Origin of the sequence: Pseudotabrizicola formosa (assembly GCF_002900965.1) — a bacterium.
Classification (GTDB): Bacteria; Pseudomonadota; Alphaproteobacteria; order Rhodobacterales; family Rhodobacteraceae; genus Pseudotabrizicola; species Pseudotabrizicola formosa.
Genome location: NZ_PJOM01000001.1, coordinates 74,943 through 92,633, shown reverse-complemented (window position 1 = coordinate 92,633; position 17,691 = coordinate 74,943). Strand labels below are relative to the sequence as shown.

The 17,691-nt window shown below is 60.6% G+C and carries 24 protein-coding genes; 7 read left to right on the top strand and 17 right to left on the bottom strand.

Annotated features, from left to right (window positions below; genetic code table 11):
- Position 1: 1 nt before the first annotated feature.
- Positions 2-1,090 (top strand): flagellar type III secretion system protein FlhB, encoded by a 1,089-nt coding sequence (gene flhB, locus CXR43_RS00470; protein ID WP_103332100.1) that lies wholly within the window; start codon positions 2-4, stop codon positions 1,088-1,090.
- A 17-nt stretch (positions 1,091-1,107) separates the two neighbouring features.
- Positions 1,108-1,416 (top strand): hypothetical protein, encoded by a 309-nt coding sequence (locus CXR43_RS00465; RefSeq protein ID WP_146036446.1) that lies wholly within the window; start codon positions 1,108-1,110, stop codon positions 1,414-1,416.
- Positions 1,417-1,631: 215 nt separating this feature from the next.
- On the opposite strand, the gene CXR43_RS00460 is transcribed toward CXR43_RS00465, so the two are convergent.
- From CXR43_RS00460 to CXR43_RS00420, 9 genes are read right to left on the bottom strand one after another with little or no spacing between them, the layout of a single operon-like run.
- Positions 1,632-2,117, bottom strand: coding sequence for a flagellar basal body-associated FliL family protein (locus CXR43_RS00460; protein ID WP_103332098.1), 486 nt, complete (start codon positions 2,115-2,117; stop codon positions 1,632-1,634).
- 7 nt (positions 2,118-2,124) lie between these two features.
- Positions 2,125-2,844 (bottom strand): flagellar basal body L-ring protein FlgH, encoded by a 720-nt coding sequence (flgH, locus tag CXR43_RS00455; RefSeq protein WP_103332097.1) that lies wholly within the window; start codon positions 2,842-2,844, stop codon positions 2,125-2,127.
- A gap of 4 nt (positions 2,845-2,848) precedes the next feature.
- Entirely contained in the window at positions 2,849-3,268 is a 420-nt protein-coding gene (flgA, locus tag CXR43_RS00450; protein WP_103332096.1) for a flagellar basal body P-ring formation chaperone FlgA, read from the bottom strand.
- Positions 3,268-4,053 (bottom strand): flagellar basal-body rod protein FlgG, encoded by a 786-nt coding sequence (gene flgG, locus CXR43_RS00445; RefSeq protein ID WP_103332095.1) that lies wholly within the window; start codon positions 4,051-4,053, stop codon positions 3,268-3,270. The genes flgA and flgG overlap by 1 nt, the downstream gene beginning before the upstream one ends.
- A 9-nt stretch (positions 4,054-4,062) precedes the next feature.
- Positions 4,063-4,773: a flagellar hook-basal body complex protein gene (locus CXR43_RS00440; RefSeq protein ID WP_103332094.1), complete on the bottom strand. Its 711-nt coding sequence runs from the start codon at positions 4,771-4,773 to the stop codon at positions 4,063-4,065.
- 1 nt (position 4,774) lies between these two features.
- Positions 4,775-5,041: a flagellar biosynthetic protein FliQ gene (locus CXR43_RS00435; protein WP_103332093.1), complete on the bottom strand. Its 267-nt coding sequence runs from the start codon at positions 5,039-5,041 to the stop codon at positions 4,775-4,777.
- A gap of 8 nt (positions 5,042-5,049) precedes the next feature.
- Positions 5,050-5,340 carry a flagellar hook-basal body complex protein FliE gene (gene fliE / locus CXR43_RS00430; protein WP_103332092.1) on the bottom strand — a complete coding sequence of 97 codons (291 nt, stop codon included), beginning with the start codon at positions 5,338-5,340 and terminating at the stop codon, positions 5,050-5,052.
- 11 nt (positions 5,341-5,351) lie between these two features.
- Positions 5,352-5,732, bottom strand: coding sequence for a flagellar basal body rod protein FlgC (gene flgC, locus CXR43_RS00425; RefSeq protein ID WP_103332726.1), 381 nt, complete (start codon positions 5,730-5,732; stop codon positions 5,352-5,354).
- Between the two features lie 10 nt (positions 5,733-5,742).
- Positions 5,743-6,126 (bottom strand): FlgB family protein, encoded by a 384-nt coding sequence (locus CXR43_RS00420; protein ID WP_103332091.1) that lies wholly within the window; start codon positions 6,124-6,126, stop codon positions 5,743-5,745.
- A gap of 84 nt (positions 6,127-6,210) precedes the next feature.
- On the opposite strand from CXR43_RS00420, the gene CXR43_RS00415 reads away from it, so the two are divergent.
- A complete protein-coding gene (locus CXR43_RS00415; RefSeq protein WP_103332090.1) occupies positions 6,211-7,551 on the top strand; it encodes a FliI/YscN family ATPase in 1,341 nt (446 codons plus the stop codon).
- 13 nt (positions 7,552-7,564) lie between these two features.
- On the opposite strand, the gene CXR43_RS00410 is transcribed toward CXR43_RS00415, so the two are convergent.
- The 6 genes from CXR43_RS00410 to CXR43_RS00385 all read right to left on the bottom strand — a co-directional run bounded on the left by CXR43_RS00410 (position 7,565) and on the right by CXR43_RS00385 (position 11,318).
- Entirely contained in the window at positions 7,565-8,320 is a 756-nt protein-coding gene (locus CXR43_RS00410; protein WP_246831237.1) for a DUF1217 domain-containing protein, read from the bottom strand.
- A 59-nt stretch (positions 8,321-8,379) separates the two neighbouring features.
- Positions 8,380-8,784 (bottom strand): flagellar biosynthesis repressor FlbT, encoded by a 405-nt coding sequence (gene flbT / locus CXR43_RS00405; RefSeq protein WP_103332088.1) that lies wholly within the window; start codon positions 8,782-8,784, stop codon positions 8,380-8,382.
- Entirely contained in the window at positions 8,781-9,158 is a 378-nt protein-coding gene (gene flaF / locus CXR43_RS00400) for a flagellar biosynthesis regulator FlaF (RefSeq protein WP_103332087.1), read from the bottom strand. The genes flbT and flaF overlap by 4 nt, the downstream gene beginning before the upstream one ends.
- Positions 9,159-9,227: 69 nt before the next feature.
- A complete protein-coding gene (locus CXR43_RS00395) occupies positions 9,228-10,523 on the bottom strand; it encodes a flagellin N-terminal helical domain-containing protein (protein ID WP_103332086.1) in 1,296 nt (431 codons plus the stop codon).
- A gap of 197 nt (positions 10,524-10,720) precedes the next feature.
- A complete protein-coding gene (locus tag CXR43_RS00390; RefSeq protein WP_103332085.1) occupies positions 10,721-11,041 on the bottom strand; it encodes a hypothetical protein in 321 nt (106 codons plus the stop codon).
- The gene (locus CXR43_RS00385) at positions 11,025-11,318 is read right to left on the bottom strand and encodes a rod-binding protein (protein ID WP_103332084.1); all 294 of its coding nucleotides are present in this window, start codon (positions 11,316-11,318) and stop codon (positions 11,025-11,027) included. Before CXR43_RS00385 ends, CXR43_RS00390 begins: the two co-directional genes overlap by 17 nt.
- A gap of 1,073 nt (positions 11,319-12,391) precedes the next feature.
- Between CXR43_RS00385 and CXR43_RS17795 the strand changes: the two genes are divergently transcribed.
- Complete coding sequence (locus CXR43_RS17795; RefSeq protein WP_168219713.1) at positions 12,392-12,895, top strand: flagellar hook-length control protein FliK; 504 nt, start codon at positions 12,392-12,394, stop codon at positions 12,893-12,895.
- Between the two features lie 12 nt (positions 12,896-12,907).
- Positions 12,908-13,576 (top strand): flagellar hook capping FlgD N-terminal domain-containing protein, encoded by a 669-nt coding sequence (locus tag CXR43_RS00375; protein ID WP_103332082.1) that lies wholly within the window; start codon positions 12,908-12,910, stop codon positions 13,574-13,576.
- Between the two features lie 6 nt (positions 13,577-13,582).
- Here CXR43_RS00375 and ubiB read toward each other — a convergent pair whose 3' ends face one another.
- Together ubiB and ubiE are read right to left on the bottom strand one after the other, a co-directional pair.
- Positions 13,583-15,112, bottom strand: coding sequence for a 2-polyprenylphenol 6-hydroxylase (ubiB, locus tag CXR43_RS00370; protein ID WP_103332081.1), 1,530 nt, complete (start codon positions 15,110-15,112; stop codon positions 13,583-13,585).
- On the bottom strand, positions 15,113-15,865 hold the full coding sequence (ubiE, locus tag CXR43_RS00365; protein ID WP_103332080.1) for a bifunctional demethylmenaquinone methyltransferase/2-methoxy-6-polyprenyl-1,4-benzoquinol methylase UbiE: 753 nt from the start codon (positions 15,863-15,865) through the stop codon (positions 15,113-15,115). It abuts the gene before it with no gap.
- 112 nt (positions 15,866-15,977) lie between these two features.
- Here ubiE and mutM point away from each other — a divergent pair, with 112 nt between their 5' ends.
- Positions 15,978-16,829, top strand: coding sequence for a bifunctional DNA-formamidopyrimidine glycosylase/DNA-(apurinic or apyrimidinic site) lyase (gene mutM, locus CXR43_RS00360; RefSeq protein ID WP_103332079.1), 852 nt, complete (start codon positions 15,978-15,980; stop codon positions 16,827-16,829).
- A gap of 60 nt (positions 16,830-16,889) precedes the next feature.
- Entirely contained in the window at positions 16,890-17,666 is a 777-nt protein-coding gene (locus CXR43_RS00355; protein ID WP_103332078.1) for an enoyl-CoA hydratase-related protein, read from the top strand.
- Positions 17,667-17,691: the final 25 nt, after the last annotated feature.

Here is a 17,691-nt window from a genome sequence, read left to right as displayed (position 1 = left end):
CATGTCACAGTCAGACGATCAGGGACCGGGCGATAAGGAACATGCCCCCACAGAACGAAAACTGGCCGAGGCTCGCCGGCAAGGGGACATCGCCAAATCAACCGAGCTTCCGGCGGCCGCGGCCTATGCAGGGTTGCTTCTTGCAGGCTTTCTTGGTGCCCCGGCCATTGACAGGGCCGCAACCACAGGGCTGGTCCTGCTGGATCAGGCACCCGAGATCGCGCATCTCGCAGCGCAGTCTGCCATCCCGGTCGTGGGGGGCATTATCGAAACGGCTATCTTGCCCTTTGTGCTGTTCATGGCCGTTCCGGCGGGCGCAGTGCTTCTTGCGCTGGTCTCGCATCAGGCGATTGTCTTTGCGCCCGACAAGCTTGTGCCGAAACTGTCGCGCATCTCGGTCCTCGCCACTGCCAAAAAGAAATTTGGGGCAGAGGGCATGTTCGAGTTTGCGAAGAGCTTTCTCAAGCTGGCCATCGTCTCGCTTGTCCTCGCCTGGTTTCTGATCGGTCACGCCTCCAGCATTCTGGCCACTGCCGCGCTGGATCCGCGCCAGAGCCTTCTGCTTCTGATCGCCTTGCTGGGGCAGTTTCTGGGCTTCGTCATACTGGTGACCGCCGTGATCGGCGCAATCGATTTGCTGTGGCAACGCCACGCCCTTGCCCAGCGCAATCGCATGTCCCGCAAAGAGGTCATGGATGAGCTGAAGGACAGCGAGGGCGATCCGCACAGCAAGGCTCAGCGACGTCAGCGGGGTCAGGACATCGCGATGAACCAGATGCTGGCTGATGTTGCGACGGCCAATGTGGTGATCGTCAACCCCACCCATTTTGCCGTGGCCCTGCGGTGGACCAAAGGCGCGCGCACTGCGCCGATTGTAGTGGCCAAAGGTGTCGATGAAGTCGCCCGCCGGATCCGCGACGCGGCCGAGGCGCATGGCGTGCCGCTTCATTCCGACCCGCCGACGGCACGGTTGCTGTTTGCGACAGTCGATATCGGCAAGCCGGTCGAGCGCGACCAGTATCGTGCCGTTGCGGCGGCAATCCGTTTCGCTGACGCCATGCGGCAGCGCGCTAGGGAGCGGCGCAGATGACCGCAGGAAAACAGCTTTTGCAGTTGCAGAAAATTGCGCAGCTTTTGCGTGAACGCGACCTGATGCAGTTGAGCATGGCCTCTTCGCGCAAACGGCAGACAGAAGCGTTGCTCGCCGCGCTGGACAAGACCCAGACCGGAGGCGGGCTTGATCCGATCGTCGCCGCGCAGGTTGTTGACCGTTTCGGTCTCTGGACAACGAACCGCCGCATTCTGCTCAATCAGCAGCTGGCACGGGATACGGCGGAATGGATCGCCCTGCGCTCAGCCGCACAGCGCTCCTTCGGTCAGGCGGATGTTCTGGGCAAATTGACCTTGAGGCGCTAAAGGCGGGCATGCGACGTGGCACCGGCCGGTCACTTGGGCAAAGAGTCGCGCGTTTCCGCAAAGTGGCCTTGACGTCATCGACTGCTGTCTTGGCGATTGTTCAGCCTGTCGCGGTTCGGGATCAAGCACGCCACCACGAAGACATCCTTCGTCGCATGGGCCCGACCTCATCGACCGAAGCGTTGCTGTCGCGGCGCGTCTGCGCGGCAGCCGGATCAGTTGTCTTGTCGGATGATATCGGTGATCAGAACAGTCTTGACGATATCCCCCAAGACGTTCTGCGCCACTTCCGTCAAACCCTTGCGCAGGATCACAAGATTGTCTGCATCGGTAAATGTGCCCCGGAACCCGCCGGTATTTGCGTGGTCAAAAAGCCTCTGGAGGATTTCGTCCCGCAACTTCGGCTCTTTGGCGTAGACCAGGTCGGTCCCCCCCGCGGTCACCTCAATGCTCAGAGAGAGGATCACCATCGAGGTGATCTGGTTTCGTTCAACCAGGGGCACCACGAATTGATTGGTCAACTTTACAAACTCCGGCAACTGCTCCGGGCTGGCCTCAGCGTCTTCGGCAGGGGCAATGCCTTCTGCGCTGGGGTCGGCTTCCCCCTCGGCAATCGGAGCAGCGGGACGCAGGAACAGCCCGGCACCAAGGCCGGCACCCGCACCGATCAGGATCAGGAGTAGAGGAAGGAGTTTGCGCATTCTGCCCTCAGAACGGGAGGAGGATGTCAGTGATCTGCTGACCATAACGGGGTTGTTGAAAATCGGTGATCTGACCCCTGCCACCATAGGAAATTCGCGCCCCAGCGACCTTGTCATATGTCACCTCATTCGTGCGCGAAATATCGGCCGGGCGCACATAGCCGGTGACCACCAGTTCGCGCAGCTCAAAATTGACCCTGACCTCTTGCTGCCCCTCGATCCGCAACACCCCGTTTGGCAACTCTTCCACAATGGTAGCGGCCACCCGGAGCGTCAATTGCTCCTGCCGCGAGACCGAGCCATCCCCGGTAAAGGTAGAAGAGGACCCTGTTTCCACCGCCTCGGCCATCGAGGCCCCCTCCGGCAGGGCGCGATCAATGCGCTGCGGCAGGCCAAGAAGCTGCGGGATGCCCATGCTCTGGTTGCCGGTTCGGGAGCGATCAGATGAATTTGACATCTCGGCGCTGTCGTCGATCTCGATCACCACGGTCAGGATATCGCCCCGCTTCCCGGCGCGCCTGTCTCCGAGAAGGGATGAGCGCCCTGCGGTCCAGAGAGAGGAAGCCTCCGTCGGCCCGGTCGGGTCTGCAGACTCCGGCAGCGCGTTGGAATACATGGCGTGATGCTGATAGCTGCCCTCCAGTGGCGAAAAGCCCGGCGCGCGACCAACCTCGTCCAGGGAGGTACACCCCGCCAGACCAAGAAGAAAACAGAATGCAACTCGCATGGGGCTATCCTTCGGAGGGGCTGACGCGCACGGTCCCGTCGGGCATGACCCGGCCGTGCACAGTGTTGCGGGAAGACAGGTTCACGACTCGGATCACATCGCCGACCGAGCCCCGCTCAAGGGCGCGGCCTTCGGTCGATATCGCCAGCGCGCCTGCGATATAGGACAGCCCCACCACCTGATTTCTGGCGATGACCGTCGGAGGACCGACCTGGTCTTCGCGAATGGGCCGGCCGGGATACAGCATGACCCGCGCCTCTTGCCCGGCGACGCGCGCCGGATCAGAAAGGGTGCCCGGAATCTCCGCCTCGATGATCGAGAGATCGGCAGCTTCAATCATCTGACCTGCCTTGATGACGCGGTTGGTGATCAGAGCATCCGCAAAGGCCGGAAGCGGAAGCAGGCAGAAAACCACAAGCCACATCAACGCACCTGTGCCGTGGCGGCCAGCATCTGATCTGCGGCGGTGATGACCTTGGCGTTCAGTTCATAGCCGCGTTGCGCCTTGATCAGTTCGGTCACTTCGCGCACAGCATCGACAGAGCTTTCCTCCAGATAGCCCTGACGCAGTGTCCCCAGACCTTCCTCGCCCGGGGCTCCTGGCAGTGCCGGGCCGGATGCCTCGGTTTCAACAAAAAGATTGGATCCAATGGCTTCCAACCCCTTTTCATTGGCAAATCCCACCAATGACAATGCGCCCAGCAGTTCCGGTTCCACCCGGTCGGCAAAATAGGCGTAAATCTCCCCGTCAGCATTGATGGCAAGCGACCTGGCATCTGACGGAATGGTCAGGCCCGGGGCCACCTGATGCCCCTCGGAATTCACGATCAGCCCGTCGCCAGTGCGCTTGAGCGCGCCATCGCGGGTGTAGGCGGCGTTGCCGCCGGGCAAGGTGACTTCCAGATAGCCGCGACCTTCTATGGCGAGGTCCAGATCCCCGCCGGTCTGGGTGGGAGCCCCTTGCTCCAGCACGACCGAGACTGCAGCGGGGCGTACGCCGAGGCCAAGCTGGACACCGGTAGGCAACACTGTGCCATCATTGGCGGTGACAGATCCAGGTCGTGCCAGCTGCTGATAGTGAAGGTCTGCAAAGTCGGCGCGACGGGCGTTGTAGCCGGTGGTCGACATGTTTGCGAGATTATTGGCGACGACATCGACCCGCATCTGTTGTGCGGCCATGCCGGTTGCGGCGATCTGCAGTGCTTTCATCGAATTCTCCTATCGGCCAAGGGTTTGGATCACGGCGCGCTGGCGCTGATCTTCGGCATCGAGAAACTTTTGGCCCATCTCATAGGCGCGCTGCACGGTGATCATCCGGGCGATTTCCGACACCGGCTGCACATTGCTGTCTTCAAGAAAACCTTGCCGGATCACGGCACTTTCTGCCGGCTCAAGGTCTGTGGCCGAAAACATCGTCCCGGTCTGGTGTTGCAAAGATAAGGGGTCTACCGGTTGCCACAGACCAATCTGGGCCACAGCCTGACCATCCGCCGAGAGCGTACCGTCCGCGGCGACCGATATGCTGCTCGCCCCGGGCGGTACCGCAACTGGGGCCCCGCCCGCATCAAGCAGGGCAAAGCCGTCGGGGGTCACAAGCGTGCCCTCCCCCGACAGGGTGAAGGCACCTGCGCGTGTCAACCGGTCGCCGTCCGGCGTTGCGATCAAAAAGAAGCCTTCACCCTGCAGCCCCAGATCATAAGTCCCGCCCGTGAGGGAAAGCCCTGCCTGACCAAGATCAATGTGGCGGGCATTGCCCCGCGCCATTGACAAGGAGGGCTCTCCCTCCAGCCGGGCAATGTATTCCGAGAACACCACCCCTTCGCGACGGAAACCGGTGGTGGAGATATTGGCAATGTTGTTGGCAATGACCTGCATCTCGCGCATCAGGCCGGATTGCCGGGTCAGAGTGGTGTAGCCGGGCGTTTCCATGTCAGCCGCCTTCTATCTGTGGAATAATCGCATCGGTGAAGAAGGAGACGAGCGTGGATGTCATGAAACTCATCGAAACCCAGAACACGACAAGCATGGCACCGACTTTCGGGACAAAGGTCAGGGTCATTTCCTGAATGGAGGTCAGGGCCTGAAACAGGCCGACGATCACGCCGGCCACCAGCGCAACCCCAAGCAAGGGGGCCGAGATGCTGACGGAAATCCAGAGGGCCTGACGCAAGATGTCAAAAATGGCCCCTTCGGTCATCGGCTGGGTCACACCGGCATCCTCAGAATCTCCTGATAGGCTTCGACCACACGATCGCGAACCGTGACCACGGTTTCCACCGCGGTCTGAGACGATGCCAGCGCGGCGACGAGCGAATGCGGATCAGCACCGCCTGTCATGGCTGCGCGGGCGGTGTCTTCGCTGCCTGACAGCGTTTCGGCAAAGGTTTCCAAAAACCGCGCCGCGCTGTCTTCGGCAGAGTTCGGCGGCGGCTCTGCGGTCGCCGCCGAACGTGTTTGTGCATAGGCCTGAGCGGCCAGCGACTTCTTGATATCCATTCTGGATCTCCCTATCGACGGATGAGATCGAACAGGCTCTGCGTCATTTGACGCGCCTGATCGAAGAGTCTGAGGTTCGCCTCATAGCTGCGCTGCGCTTCGCGCGCGTCAGCGATTTCGATCACCAGATCGACATTCGATCCATCATAGTGACCAGTCGTATCAGCCAGTGGATGATCTGGCGCGTAGACCTTGGCCAAGGGGCTTTGATCCAGCCGGACCGGTCCGACGGTGACTGTTCCCGTCTCCAGCTCCGAGCGGAAGGACACCACCTTGCGGTGATAGCCAGGGGTATCCGCGTTGGCGATGTTTTCTGAGACATGGCGAAGGCGTCTGGCCTGCGCGTCCATTCCGGATGCAGACAGGGAAAGCGAATTCAAAAGGTCTGACATCATCGCCCCCTTATGTATTGCGGCCAAGCGACGCGCGCAGGATGGCGGAAGTGTTCTGATATATGGCCAGCGCCATTTCATGGCTTTGCCGCGCCACGACCGCCTTCATCATCTGCTGATCGAGCGATACATCATTGCCATTGGGGGCCATCCCGGTGCCAGAGGGGACAGCTTGGGCCGATTGTGACTCTTCACTCATAATATGGGCTGCGCGGGTGCGGCGCGGCACAAAACTGACATCATTTCCGTAAATGGTACGAAAATCGGGCATATCCATTGCGCGAAATCCGGGGGTATCCGCGTTGGCGATGTTACGCGCCACCACCTCTACCCTTGCGCCGGAATGCGCTGCGAGTGCCTGTGCCATTCTGGTCAATCCAAGTTTTTCAAACATCGGGGCTTCTCCCTCGACCTACTTCATCAGTTCTTAGGGCTGATTCCTTTAGAAACGGTAATTGCCAAACAAATGGAGAGTCCGATGTCCGATCTATTTGCCCCGCTGACCCACCACATTGCCCAGATCGACCTGTCACGCCCCATCGGGCGTATCCGCTCGGTGGGCGGGGGTACCATCTGTGTCAACGGTCTGCAGAAGGCTGCAGCACTGGGGGACCGGATCGAAATTCGAACCCGAGATCAGCGCAAGACCATGCAGGGCAGGGACGCGCAAGGCGGCGGCGAAGTCATTGGCTTGGGAACCGAAACTGTCACGATTCTGCCAGATCAGGGGCTGGCCGGTCTGGCGATCGGCACCGAAATCGCATTGGCGGGTCCGACGCATATCGCGCCAGATGACAGCTGGGTCGGGCGGATCATCGACCCGTTTGGCCAGCCACTGGACGGCAGACCGCTGTTTGCGGGGGCCCAAAGCTGCAGTTTGACCGCCCCCCCTCCCCCAGCCGCGCAACGCCGCCGCCTGGGGGAACGGCTCGCCACCGGAAAGGCGGCATTCGATACCCTGCTGCCCATCGTACGTGGCCAGAGAATCGGGTTGTTTGCCGGCTCTGGCGTGGGAAAATCCAGTCTGCTTGGCACATTTGCCCGGGCACTACAGGCCGATATCGTGGTCATCGCATTGGTTGGCGAGCGTGGCCGGGAGCTGCGGGAGTTCACAGAAAGCGTTCTTGGCCCCGAGGGAATGAAGCGCAGCGTCGTGATCGCGGCCACATCCGACCGGTCACCCTTGCTGCGACGGCGCTGTGCGCTTGCAGCGATGACAGTGGCCGAGTATTTTCGGGACACAGGGCTGAATGTGCTGCTGCTGCTCGACAGTGTGACACGTTTTGCCGATGCGCATCGTGAAATTGCACTTTCTGCCGGCGAACCCGCAAGCCTTCGGGGCTATCCCCCATCGCTTCAGCACATGATCATGTCGCTGGCGGAACGGGCTGGGCCAGGGGCGGTGGGACAGGGCGATATTACCGCCGTCTTTACCGTGCTGGTCGCCGGGTCGGACATGGATGAACCGGTGGCCGACATCCTGCGGGGTGTTCTGGATGGTCACGTGATCCTTGACCGCCGTATCGCCGAGCGCGGGCGCTTTCCGGCGGTTGATCTGCTCCGCTCGGTGTCGCGCAGCTTGCCTGCTGCGGCAAGTGATCCGGAAAATGCACTGATTGCGCAGGCCAGATCCATCATCGCCGCCTGGGAGCGCGCAGAAATGATGGTGCAGGCCGGGCTGTATCAGAAGGGCAGCGACCCGTTGATCGATCAGGCCATTCGACTGTGGCCGGAACTGGACCAGTTTCTCGCCGAAGATGCGCCGGGCAACGGGATCGAGGGCAGCTTTGCCCGCTTGGCAGAGTGCCTGCGCGGCTAAGGCGCCGCACGAATCAAAGCCTTGCAGGCCGAAAGCGTGCCGCGCTTTGCAGCAGGGTCAATGCCGCCTGACCAGAGCCAAGAGAGGCGGCATTGGCATCAAGTTCAGATCGCACAAGGAATTGCCTGACCAACTTGTCAAGCTTTTGGGGGTCTTTGAACTGCGCTACGCTGTCTTCACCAAAGGACGACCTTGCACGACGCTGCAGGGTTTCAACCTGCATGTCGAGGTCTATCGCCCCGAAAGAGAGGGGCAGGCCAAAGGCCCGTTCGAACACCTTGCGCAGCGGTGGATTGCCCAGCACGGTATACCATTGGGCCAAAGGAGAAGCATTTGATTTGGCCAATTCCGGCAGTGCGGTTTCGGCGTTCAGCGCAAGACGCATATCGTCGTTCTGCGCCCCAACCGCCACTGCAAACTGCTGACTTTTGTATGGCGTAAGAATTTTATCCGCAAAGTCTGATAGCTTTGTGTTGGGGGTGGCGAAATTTCCGAACCCAAAAGCTTCCGCCAACTTCACATATTGCTTGTTGGTCATCTTGTTGGCAAGCGCGTCAGGGCTGAGCGTGCCGCCTTCGAGGACCTTTCGGATGAAGAACTTGTTTGCGACGTCACCCTCCAATCCGAAAGCGCCCAACGCCACCCGCAGCAACCGAGGGTCGTTCACAAGTTGTTCGGCGGTCGTAATTTTGCCGATCTTGTCTCGGAAATAGGCGTCGTCACGCTGGATCGAGGGTTGCGCGTTGAATGTCGCTGTCTGCCGGTCCATCGTCCGTTTCAGGAAAGACCAGCCAGCGTAGCCCGAGATCGGGAGAACAGGTGTATATGTCATTGTGGGCCGAGCGCCATAAGGCGCTCTTCCCGCGGAAGCAGGCTGCGCAGATGTTTCAGGGCCTGATAGTGCTGGTCTTCCAGCACAGCCTTGCTGGCGAGGGACAGCTGCAGGCGGCTGTCCGGATCTGTCAGAACCTGGCTGAGCTGTTCGATGCCGCGGAGCAATTGTCCATGCGCCTCAGCAGGCCCGACATCGCCTGATAAGACCAGCTGCGCGATATAGCATACGCGACGCACCGGGGTATTCACCTCCTCTGGGTGGATGGCGTCGCGAAGGCGCAGGATGTGCGCGTTCGGGGTCATGATGGCGAGCCGTGAACGCCGGTCACCGTTTTCAATCACCGCGCCGTTTATAAGCACGCGTTCATGTGGACCAAGTTTGATGACAAGGCCGCTCATTCCGTGCTGCCTTGCCCACGCAATCCGCGCATGATGGCCGTGTTGACATCAATCAAAACCTCAACCGAGGCAGGGCCGTTCAACACGTTTCTGGTGTGCACTTCGGAGAATTCATAAAGATAGAACAATTGCGCCCGCAATGGGGCAGGCAATGCGTTGCCGGGCGATGCGACATCGGCGGCCAGAGTGGACCAGAGGCCAAGATTGTCTGACAGAGCCTGCACCAGCGCGGGATAATCGGCCTTCCGCTGCAGCCATGCGGCCGACAGCCTTTGTGTCACACGCGCCAAAGCCTCGTACTCGATGCCGCGCGGGCTGCGCAGGGAGGAGTTCGGGCGCGAATAGCCCAGTTTTGCATGAATATGCGCGTTCACAGCGAATCCTTCGCGTTGTGTCTTTGTGCTTCAAAGGGGTGGGCCGGGGTTTTCCCCCGGCCTGAGCCATCAACGGAACAGCGCCAGGATGTTCTGTGGGGCCTGGTTGGCAATCGACAGTGACTGCGTGGCCAGCTGCTGCTGCACCTGCAGGGCCTGCAAGCGCGCCGATGCCTCTTCCATGTTTGCATCGACCAGAGACCCGATACCGGACTTGAGCGAGTCGACCAGATTCCCCACAAAGGTCTTCTGAATTTCGATCCGCTTTTGTGCGGTACCAAAGTCAGAGGCCGCCTGAATTGCGGTTTGCGTCAGGCCTTCAATCACATCCAGCGCCGATTCGGCACCTTCACTGGTGGAAACATCAACAGTGGCCAGCTTTTCAAGGCCGCCGCCGATGGTGTTGCCGGCAGGTGCGTAGACGAACGCCTGCGCACCCACGTTGTTGCCAGTAATGCTGGAGCCGGTGAGGGTGACCACATTGGCAGTAGCAGCAGTGGTGCCAACGGCGGCTGACAACTGGGTATCCAGACCTTTTGCCTTGGCATACTCATTGAAGGCGCTCGCCAGTCCCTTTGCGACATCTGCCGCGGTATCGCCATCACGCGCCACATAGCGGATGTCCTGGATGCTCGCGGTATTTGCGGTTACAAGCCCCGCCGCACCCGCTGTCAGCGTGATATTGTAGCCATCACCAGCAACCACGGAATTTGTGACAATCGTAAGTGTCGTCGTCGGTGCCGGTGAGTTGCCCGTGAGGGTCGCTGCTGTTGTCAGGCCGGTCGCTTTTGCAGTCAGCGGTGCACCAGCTGCCAAAGCCGTGCCACCGAGAACCGAAGTTGTCGTGCTCAGATCTGCCTTGCTGACGTTGATGTTGGACGCAGCAACCGTGCCGTCCGAGGACCGGTCGAGGGACGACAGGACGTTGACAGTGCCAGAACCAACAGTTTTGGACTTGTTCGACAGCATGTTCAGACCGTTGAACTGGGCAGCACCGACGATCGAACTGATCTGGTCGCGCAGCGCGCCGATATCCGCCTGGATCTTGCTGCGGTCAACGTTCTCTTCCTGAGAGTTGACAATCTTGCCTTTCACTTCCTCGAGCAGTTTGGTGATCTGCTCCGAAGATGATCTGGCCAGGGAAATGGTGGAGTTTCCGAGCGAGAGGCTGTCGGAAATTGCCTTGAAGCCGGACACATCCGATTCCATGGTTTTGGCGATGGCCCAGACGGCGGCATTGTCCTTGGCGCTGCCCACGGCCATGCCGGTGGAAATCTCGGCCTGAACCTGGCCCATGTTCTTTGTGATGGACTTCATGGTTTGCAGGGCAACCATCGCGCCATTGTTCGTCAGAATGGAAGACATGTTCGTTTCCTTCGCAAATGCCGCGCTTTTCGCAGCCTGTTATACCGTCAACCGACGGCTGGAAGGGCATTCTTGCCTGTGCCCCGGGGCACGGCCCGCGGCGCCACCCCGACCTCGGGGCGCAAGACCAATACAAACCTCCAATTCCTAATCACTGGTGAATTGCTGCTTGCCAATCATCAATGAATTGAAACAATTCAGACGCGCCTCGAGGTTGGCAAGGCCGCAGGCACGGTCGCCTTGTGACCGCCCCGATCATATGTCGTCAGTCCTTTGGCGGCCTCCGACACCTCGGCAACACGCCTGCGCGCGGCCCGCACGCCGGCAAGCGCAGAGACCAGACAGGATTCGGTCCGCTCCGCCTCAGCCTGCAGGGTTTGCAGCGTGGTCAGGTCACTGTTCACCAAGGCGGCCTCGGTGTCGCGCAAGGCAGGCAGCAGGGCTTCAAGCTGCGCGTACTCCCCTTCCGTTATTGCGCGGCGAAGATTTTGCAAAATGCCTTCAGGACTTTGCGACATCCCGTGCCTCCTCTGCTTTGATCAGGGCCTCAAAAATCGTTTGGGCAAGACCAAGGCCGCCCTTTTCAACGATGCTGCGCGCCTGCGCGTCGCGCAAGAAGGAGGCGAACTGCCGTTCGCCCATCCCACCCTCGAATTCACCGGATGATTCGCCGAGGCCGGCATGGGACAGCATTTCCGACAGAAACACCGCCTCCAACTCTTTTGCCCTGTGCATCAGATGGTTGCGGTCCGGTGCAAGGCGGGCGGGACCAATCAGGACAGGTTCAGGGTTCATCGCAGATCTCCGCTTTCGGTTGAATTGTTCTGAATATCTGCTGCTTAGGTAAACAGTCGGTAAGCAGTTTCGCGCAACTTCAGGCACAGCGCTGACAGACACCGGATTGCAGAATGCAAATCACCCCGCTTTCCCCGCCCCAAACCTCCGTTGCCATGGCCCCGGCAGATGTATCCGGCGACGGTGCCGTATTTGAAAAGCTGATGATGTCCTCTGCTCCGGGCGAGCGGGAGGGCGGTGCCCATTGTCAAAGCAAAAGAGCAGAGATTGAAACCGGCACTGAAAGGGTTGAGGTCGAAGGGGTTTTGCTCGAGTCTGACGCGCTGTTGGCCGATGGCCAGCTTTCAACACCCGCCCAGGAAGGCGCGGCAGTTTCAGCACAGGGCGCTTCGTGGGGAACGCTGGTTGCGCCTATCCCAACAAGATCCGTCCACTTGCCGGAAGTCCCTGTAACGGGTCCAGCCGCCGTTTCCAGCAGCCTGGCCGAGCCATTGATGCGGCAGGCGGTGCCCGAAGCTGAGGCAGGCTCTCATCCCGCTGCAGCTCTGACGGCACCGTCAGGTCAGACAGACCCTGCAGATCAAGGGCCAGGACGTGACCATTCAGAGAACGGACCGGAGGCGCGACAGGGATCAGCGACGCCGGTTCAACTGCCTTCGGCGCGGGGCGAGGCAGAAGATGGGCCGCAGATCAATGTCGCAGGCCCGGCGGCAGAAGCGCAAAGGCTCGGCACTCTTGCAGACCAGCCAGAAGCAGCCTTGGCAGCACCAAAAACGGGCCGCCCGCAGGCTGAAGATCTGCCGCTGACCGCGTTCCCCGCAGCCGGGTACGCAGATCGTGCACAAGCCGGAGCGTCGACTGTGGGGCGCCGAACAGCGTCTTCCGCAACTGAAGTCGCCAGTCTTGCAACCGTCTTGTCATTTGGCGCGGCAGAGACAGAACCGGGTCTTCGGGTCGAACCGGTTGCCCGCACCGTTGAGACAGACCACCTTTCGCAGGATGCAAAACCCGCCAAACCTGCACAAGCAGTTTCCCCTGCACCTTCCGTCCCCCTTAGTCCTCTAACGTCGGGGATGGATTTCAGACCTGATACTGCCGATCCCTTGGGCCTTGCGCGCGACAGTGTCGCAGTGCCGGGCCTCACTCCCCAAGGCGGCACGACAGGCACGGCTGTCCCCGTCCCCGTCCCCGCCAGCCAGATTTCGCAAACCATTGTGCAGATCATCCAGAAGGGCGCAGACAGCCCGGTGGAAGTCACATTGCGGCCGGAAGAACTGGGCAAAATTCGGTTTGATCTGACCACGATCAGCGATCGGTTGCATGTCATGCTTTATGTTGAGCGGCCTGATGCCATGGATCTGATCCGCCGCCATGGGGAGCAATTGCTGAACGATCTGCGCCTTGCTGGCTTTGGCCATCCTTCTCTCAGCTTCGGGGAGTGGTCGCAGCGGGATACGCGGCCCGGGAAATCTCAGGGTTCAGCCAAACCAGCCGAGGGCAGCGCGGCGGCCTATGCCATAGACGCCGGTCAGGCGAGCCGCACCGTTGCAGCCGGGCGACTCGATCTGCGGCTTTGAAAGGAGACCGACATGACATTAGCCACAACCCAAACCGGAACCGCCATCGGTGCCCGCCTTGCCGAACAGCAAGCCCGGGGCACGGACACCACTGCGAGTTCGGATTACGAGATGTTCTTGCGCATGCTGACGGTGCAGATGCAAAACCAGGACCCGCTGAATCCCATCGATTCAGCTGACTATGCGGTACAGCTTGCAACCTTTTCAGGGGTGGAACAGGCGGTTCGTACCAATCAGCTGCTAGAAAGTCTGCAATCGCAGTTTGGCTTGCTCGGCATGGCGCAGCTTGCCGGCTGGGTCGGACAGGAGGCGCGCGCTGCAGCCCCGGTCTATTTTGACGGGGCACCAGTCACCTTGTCGCCGGACCCGGCCTCGGCGGCCGACCGTGCGGTTCTTGTTGTGCGTGATGCGCAAGACCGCGTCTTGTCGCGTGAAGAACTGCCAGTTTCCACCGCGCACTATGATTGGGCCGGCACCGATGCGACCGGTGCCACGCTGCCGCCGGGCAGTTACACGCTGACTCTGGAAAGCTATTTTGCAGACACGCTGCTGGACAGCAAGACCGTGGAATATTACGCCCAGATCCTTGAGGCGCGGGGCGGTGTTGACGGAACGCGGCTGGTGCTCCGCGGCGGCATCGAGGTTCCGGCAAGCAGTGTCACTGCTTTGCGGATGCAATAGCCTGCGTTACAGTATCCGGCCCAACCATAGTCCCGCCACCAGCATCACCGCACCGGTGAGCACGGTCCAGGCCGGCCACCAGTTTCGTTTTGCCGGCACAATCGGTTGCGTGTCAGCCTGCGCGATCAGCGCCCTTTCAACCAACTGCGGCAACCTGGGTCCAAAGCGAGCCAGGACCCGCGCGGTTTTGCCCAGATCACGCAAGAGGGCGCGGGGGCCGATGTTCTTGGTGATGTAACCTTCGACCACCGGCTTGGCGACGTTCCATATATTGATATGGGGGTCCAGGCCCCGCGCCACGCCTTCCACCACAACCATCGTGCGTTGCAGCAAGATCAATTCGGTCCGGGTTTCCATGCCGAACCGTTCCGTCACTTCGAACAGATAGGCCAGAAGGCGCGCCATCGAAATGCGGCTGGCGTCCATGCCGAAAATCGGCTCCCCCACTGCCCGCAAGGCGCGGGCAAATTCATCGATATCACGGTCGGCAGGCACATAACCGGCCTCGAAATGCACTTCTGCCACCCGGCGATAATCCTTGCGGATGAAGCCGAACAGAATTTCCGCATAGACACGGCGGGTATATTCATCAATCCGACCCATGATCCCGAAATCATAGGCGATGATATTGCCGTTGGCCGCCACCTTCAGGTTACCCTGATGCATATCGGCATGGAAATAGCCGTCGCGCAGGGCATGGTTAAGAAACAGATGCAGAACCCGAGCGCCCAGTTCCTTGCGGTCGTGTCCGGCGGCGTCGATCAGGGCATTGTCATTCAGACCGATCCCCTCGGCCCAATCCAGCGTCATGACGCTGCGGCCTGACAAAAACCAGATCGGCCTTGGCACCTGAAAGCCCGCATCGCCTTCAGTATTGGCAGCAAATTCTGCCGCCGCGCTGGATTCGAGCCGGAAGTCCAGCTCTCCCATAACCACACCTTCGAAGTGACGGATCACCTCCAAAGGGCGCAGGCGGCGCGATGAAGGGGAGATGAATTCAATGGCCTGCGCGGCAAAGTAGAACGCATCAATATCCTTTCGGAAGGCCCGCTCGATGCCCGGACGCAGCACCTTGACCGCAACTTCGCGCCCGTCTTCGACCAGCCAGGCCTTGTGGACCTGCGCGATGGAAGCGGCGGCAACGGGTTCGGAAAAGTCGCGGAACATCTGATCGACCGGCAGGCCCAGTTCTGCCTCGATCATCCTCTTGGCCACGGCAATCGGGAAAGGCGGCAGCTTGTCTTGCAGGTATTTCAATTGCAAAGCCAACTCGTCGCCGACCACATCAGGGCGCGTCGACAGAATCTGTCCGAACTTGATATAAGCGGGGCCGAGCGCCTGCAGCGCCCGGGTCACCGGTGGCAGCGACGGATCACCGCGCAGCCCCAAAGGCTTGAACGGCCAGCCCAGGATCCGCGCAACAATGCGCAACCCGGGCGGCGCGCGAAACGCCTCCAGCACCACGCCGATCGCACCGGTCCGCTCCAGCGTGGCAAGGGTGCGGATCAGACGCCAGATGTTGTGAGGGCCTCGCACTTACAGCTTCCATCCCGAATGAAGGGCGGCGATGCCCATGGTCTGATTGCGGTATTTGACCTGATCAAAACCGGCCTGACGGATCATGCTGGCAAAGGTGTCCTGATCGGGAAATTTGCGGATGCTTTCGACCAGATACTGATAGCTGTCACGATCCCCTGCCACGACCTGCCCCATCAGCGGGATGACGTTGAAGGAATAGAGGTCATAGGCCTTTTGCATCAGATCATTGGGGATCTGGCTGAACTCCAGCACCATAAGCCGCCCGCCGGGCCTCAGCACGCGGTAAGCTTCGGACAGGGCGTCATCGATGCGGGTGACATTGCGGATGCCAAAGCTGATTGTATAGACGTCAAAGCTGTTGCTTTCGAACGGCAAAGCCATCGCATCGCCCACAACCCAGCCCAGCCGGTCGGCCATGCTGTCCGCCTCGGCCCTTTGCCGCCCCGCCACCAGCATCGATTCGGTCAGATCGCAGACCACGGCACTGGCCGCTGGCGCACGGTTCAGGAAGCGGAAGGCCACATCACCGGTACCGCCTGCCACATCCAGCAGGCGCTGGCCGGGCCGGGGGGCCAGCCAATCCATCATCGCATCTTTCCACAAACGGTGCACGCCAACCGACATCAGGTCGTTCATGATGTCGTATTTGCTGGCCACGCGCGTGAAGACGCCATGCACCATGCCGGCCTTGTCGGCCTCCGGAACGGTCTGATAGCCGAAATGCGTCGTGCCTTTGTCGTCGTCGGTCATGGGGGGCCTTGCCCTTTATTGTCTGCCAGTCTTCTTATAGGGCGCATCCGCGCGGCTGCAATGCGCCACCCTGTCCGGGGCGGCATCGCGCCCAAGGCTCAGGAGCGTCACCATGCCAGAACTGCCCGAGGTTGAAACTGTCCGACGTGGGCTGTCGCCCGTGATGGAGGGGCAGGTGATCACCCAGGCCGTGGTCAATCGGGACGGGCTGCGCTGGCCGTTTCCGCAGGGCATGGCCGGCCGGCTGACCGGGGCGCGGGTAACGGTGCTGCGGCGGCGATCAAAGTACATTCTGGCGGATCTGTCGACGGCCGAGACGTTGCTGATCCACCTTGGCATGTCAGGGCGGATGCTGATCTCGGGGCATATGCTGGGGCAGTTTCACCAGGACCATCCCGCAGCGCAAAAACATGACCACGTGGTGCTCGACATGGAAGGCGGGGCGCGCGTGACGTTCAACGATGCGCGGCGCTTTGGAGCCATGGATCTGATGGACACGGCAACAGCCGATCGGCACCCCCTTCTTGCGACGCTGGGGCCAGAGCCTTTGGGCAATGCTTTTAACGAAAGCTATCTGGTGGCGCGCCTCAAGGGTCGCAACACGCCGATCAAGTCTGCCTTGCTGGATCAGCACATCGTGGCGGGCCTTGGCAATATCTATGTCTGCGAAACGCTGTACCACGCCCGCATCGCCCCGCAGACCAAGGCGGGCGACCTGTCCAGCACTCAGGTGGCGGCGCTGGTGCCGATTGTTCGCGAGGTTCTGCTTGAGGCGATTGCTGCGGGTGGCAGCAGTCTGCGCGATTTCCGGCAGGCCGATGGCGAACTGGGCTATTTTCAGCATGGCTTTCAGGTCTATGACCGCGAAGGCCAGCCCTGCGCCACCCCCGGATGCGGGGCAGTCGTGGAACGGATCGTGCAGTCCGGGCGCTCTTCCTTCTACTGCCCGACATGCCAGCGTTGACTTGCCATCGGGCGATATACTGCTAGGAGTCACCGCATCGCACAACCGTGGAGCCCGCGCATGGCCTATGATACGCTGATTGTTGAGGTTGAGGATTATGTTTCCCTGATCCGGCTCAATCGCCCCGATGCGCTGAATGCGCTCAATTCCAAACTGATGAAGGAACTGGCCAGCGCCGTGCAGGCTGCCGACCGCGATGACAATGTGCGTGTCATCGTGCTGACCGGGTCGGAGAAATCCTTTGCCGCCGGGGCGGATGTCAAGGAAATGGCCGAAAAATCGTTTACCGAGGTCTATTTCGACAACCTGTTCGGTGTCGAAGCGGCCATCATCGGTCAGGTGCGCAAGCCGATCATCGCTGCGGTTTCGGGCTATTGTCTTGGCGGCGGCTGCGAACTTGCGATGCTGGCGGATTTCATCATTGCGGCGGATAGCGTGAAATTCGGGCAGCCCGAGATCAACCTTGGCATTGTTGCCGGAATGGGCGGCACCCAGCGGCTGACGCGCTTTGTGGGCAAATCCAAGTCGATGGACATGCACCTGACGGGCCGCTTCATGGATGCCGCCGAAGCCGAGCGTTGCGGTCTGGTCAGCCGGGTGTTCCCCGCCAAGGATCTGATGGCCGAGGTCATGAAGATTGCCCAGAAAATCGTCGAGAAATCGCTGCTCTCGTCGATGGCGGTCAAGGAATGTGTGAACCGGGCGCAGGAAACCACCCTGGCAGAAGGCCTGCTCTTCGAACGCCGGGTGTTTCATTCAATGTTTGCCACCGAAGACCAGAAAGAGGGCATGGCCGCCTTTCTGGAAAAGCGCCAGCCGCAGTTCCGCGACAAGTAACCTGATTTTTCTGTTTCCCTTGGCC

Excerpts from the sequence above, each read along its gene's own strand:
- flgA (WP_103332096.1), bottom strand. The coding sequence starts at position 3,268 with ATGTGGCTTGTGGTTTTCTGCCTGCTTCCGCTTCCGGCCTTTGCGGAT.
- CXR43_RS17795 (WP_168219713.1), top strand. The coding sequence starts at position 12,392 with ATGGATTTCAGACCTGATACTGCCGATCCCTTGGGCCTTGCGCGCGAC.
- CXR43_RS00375 (WP_103332082.1), top strand. The coding sequence starts at position 12,908 with ATGACATTAGCCACAACCCAAACCGGAACCGCCATCGGTGCCCGCCTT.
- CXR43_RS00420 (WP_103332091.1), bottom strand. The coding sequence starts at position 6,126 with ATGTTTGAAAAACTTGGATTGACCAGAATGGCACAGGCACTCGCAGCG.
- CXR43_RS00415 (WP_103332090.1), top strand. The coding sequence starts at position 6,211 with ATGTCCGATCTATTTGCCCCGCTGACCCACCACATTGCCCAGATCGAC.
- mutM (WP_103332079.1), top strand. The coding sequence starts at position 15,978 with ATGCCAGAACTGCCCGAGGTTGAAACTGTCCGACGTGGGCTGTCGCCC.
- ubiE (WP_103332080.1), bottom strand. The coding sequence starts at position 15,865 with ATGACCGACGACGACAAAGGCACGACGCATTTCGGCTATCAGACCGTT.
- CXR43_RS00395 (WP_103332086.1), bottom strand. The coding sequence starts at position 10,523 with ATGTCTTCCATTCTGACGAACAATGGCGCGATGGTTGCCCTGCAAACC.
- flbT (WP_103332088.1), bottom strand. The coding sequence starts at position 8,784 with ATGAGCGGCCTTGTCATCAAACTTGGTCCACATGAACGCGTGCTTATA.
- flgG (WP_103332095.1), bottom strand. The coding sequence starts at position 4,053 with ATGAAAGCACTGCAGATCGCCGCAACCGGCATGGCCGCACAACAGATG.
- CXR43_RS00435 (WP_103332093.1), bottom strand. The coding sequence starts at position 5,041 with ATGACCGAAGGGGCCATTTTTGACATCTTGCGTCAGGCCCTCTGGATT.
- CXR43_RS00440 (WP_103332094.1), bottom strand. The coding sequence starts at position 4,773 with ATGGAAACGCCCGGCTACACCACTCTGACCCGGCAATCCGGCCTGATG.
- flgH (WP_103332097.1), bottom strand. The coding sequence starts at position 2,844 with ATGCGAGTTGCATTCTGTTTTCTTCTTGGTCTGGCGGGGTGTACCTCC.
- CXR43_RS00390 (WP_103332085.1), bottom strand. The coding sequence starts at position 11,041 with ATGTCGCAAAGTCCTGAAGGCATTTTGCAAAATCTTCGCCGCGCAATA.
- fliE (WP_103332092.1), bottom strand. The coding sequence starts at position 5,340 with ATGGATATCAAGAAGTCGCTGGCCGCTCAGGCCTATGCACAAACACGT.
- CXR43_RS00355 (WP_103332078.1), top strand. The coding sequence starts at position 16,890 with ATGGCCTATGATACGCTGATTGTTGAGGTTGAGGATTATGTTTCCCTG.
- flgC (WP_103332726.1), bottom strand. The coding sequence starts at position 5,732 with ATGTCAGACCTTTTGAATTCGCTTTCCCTGTCTGCATCCGGAATGGAC.
- CXR43_RS00385 (WP_103332084.1), bottom strand. The coding sequence starts at position 11,318 with ATGAACCCTGAACCTGTCCTGATTGGTCCCGCCCGCCTTGCACCGGAC.
- CXR43_RS00410 (WP_246831237.1), bottom strand. The coding sequence starts at position 8,320 with ATGGACCGGCAGACAGCGACATTCAACGCGCAACCCTCGATCCAGCGT.
- flhB (WP_103332100.1), top strand. The coding sequence starts at position 2 with ATGTCACAGTCAGACGATCAGGGACCGGGCGATAAGGAACATGCCCCC.
- CXR43_RS00460 (WP_103332098.1), bottom strand. The coding sequence starts at position 2,117 with ATGCGCAAACTCCTTCCTCTACTCCTGATCCTGATCGGTGCGGGTGCC.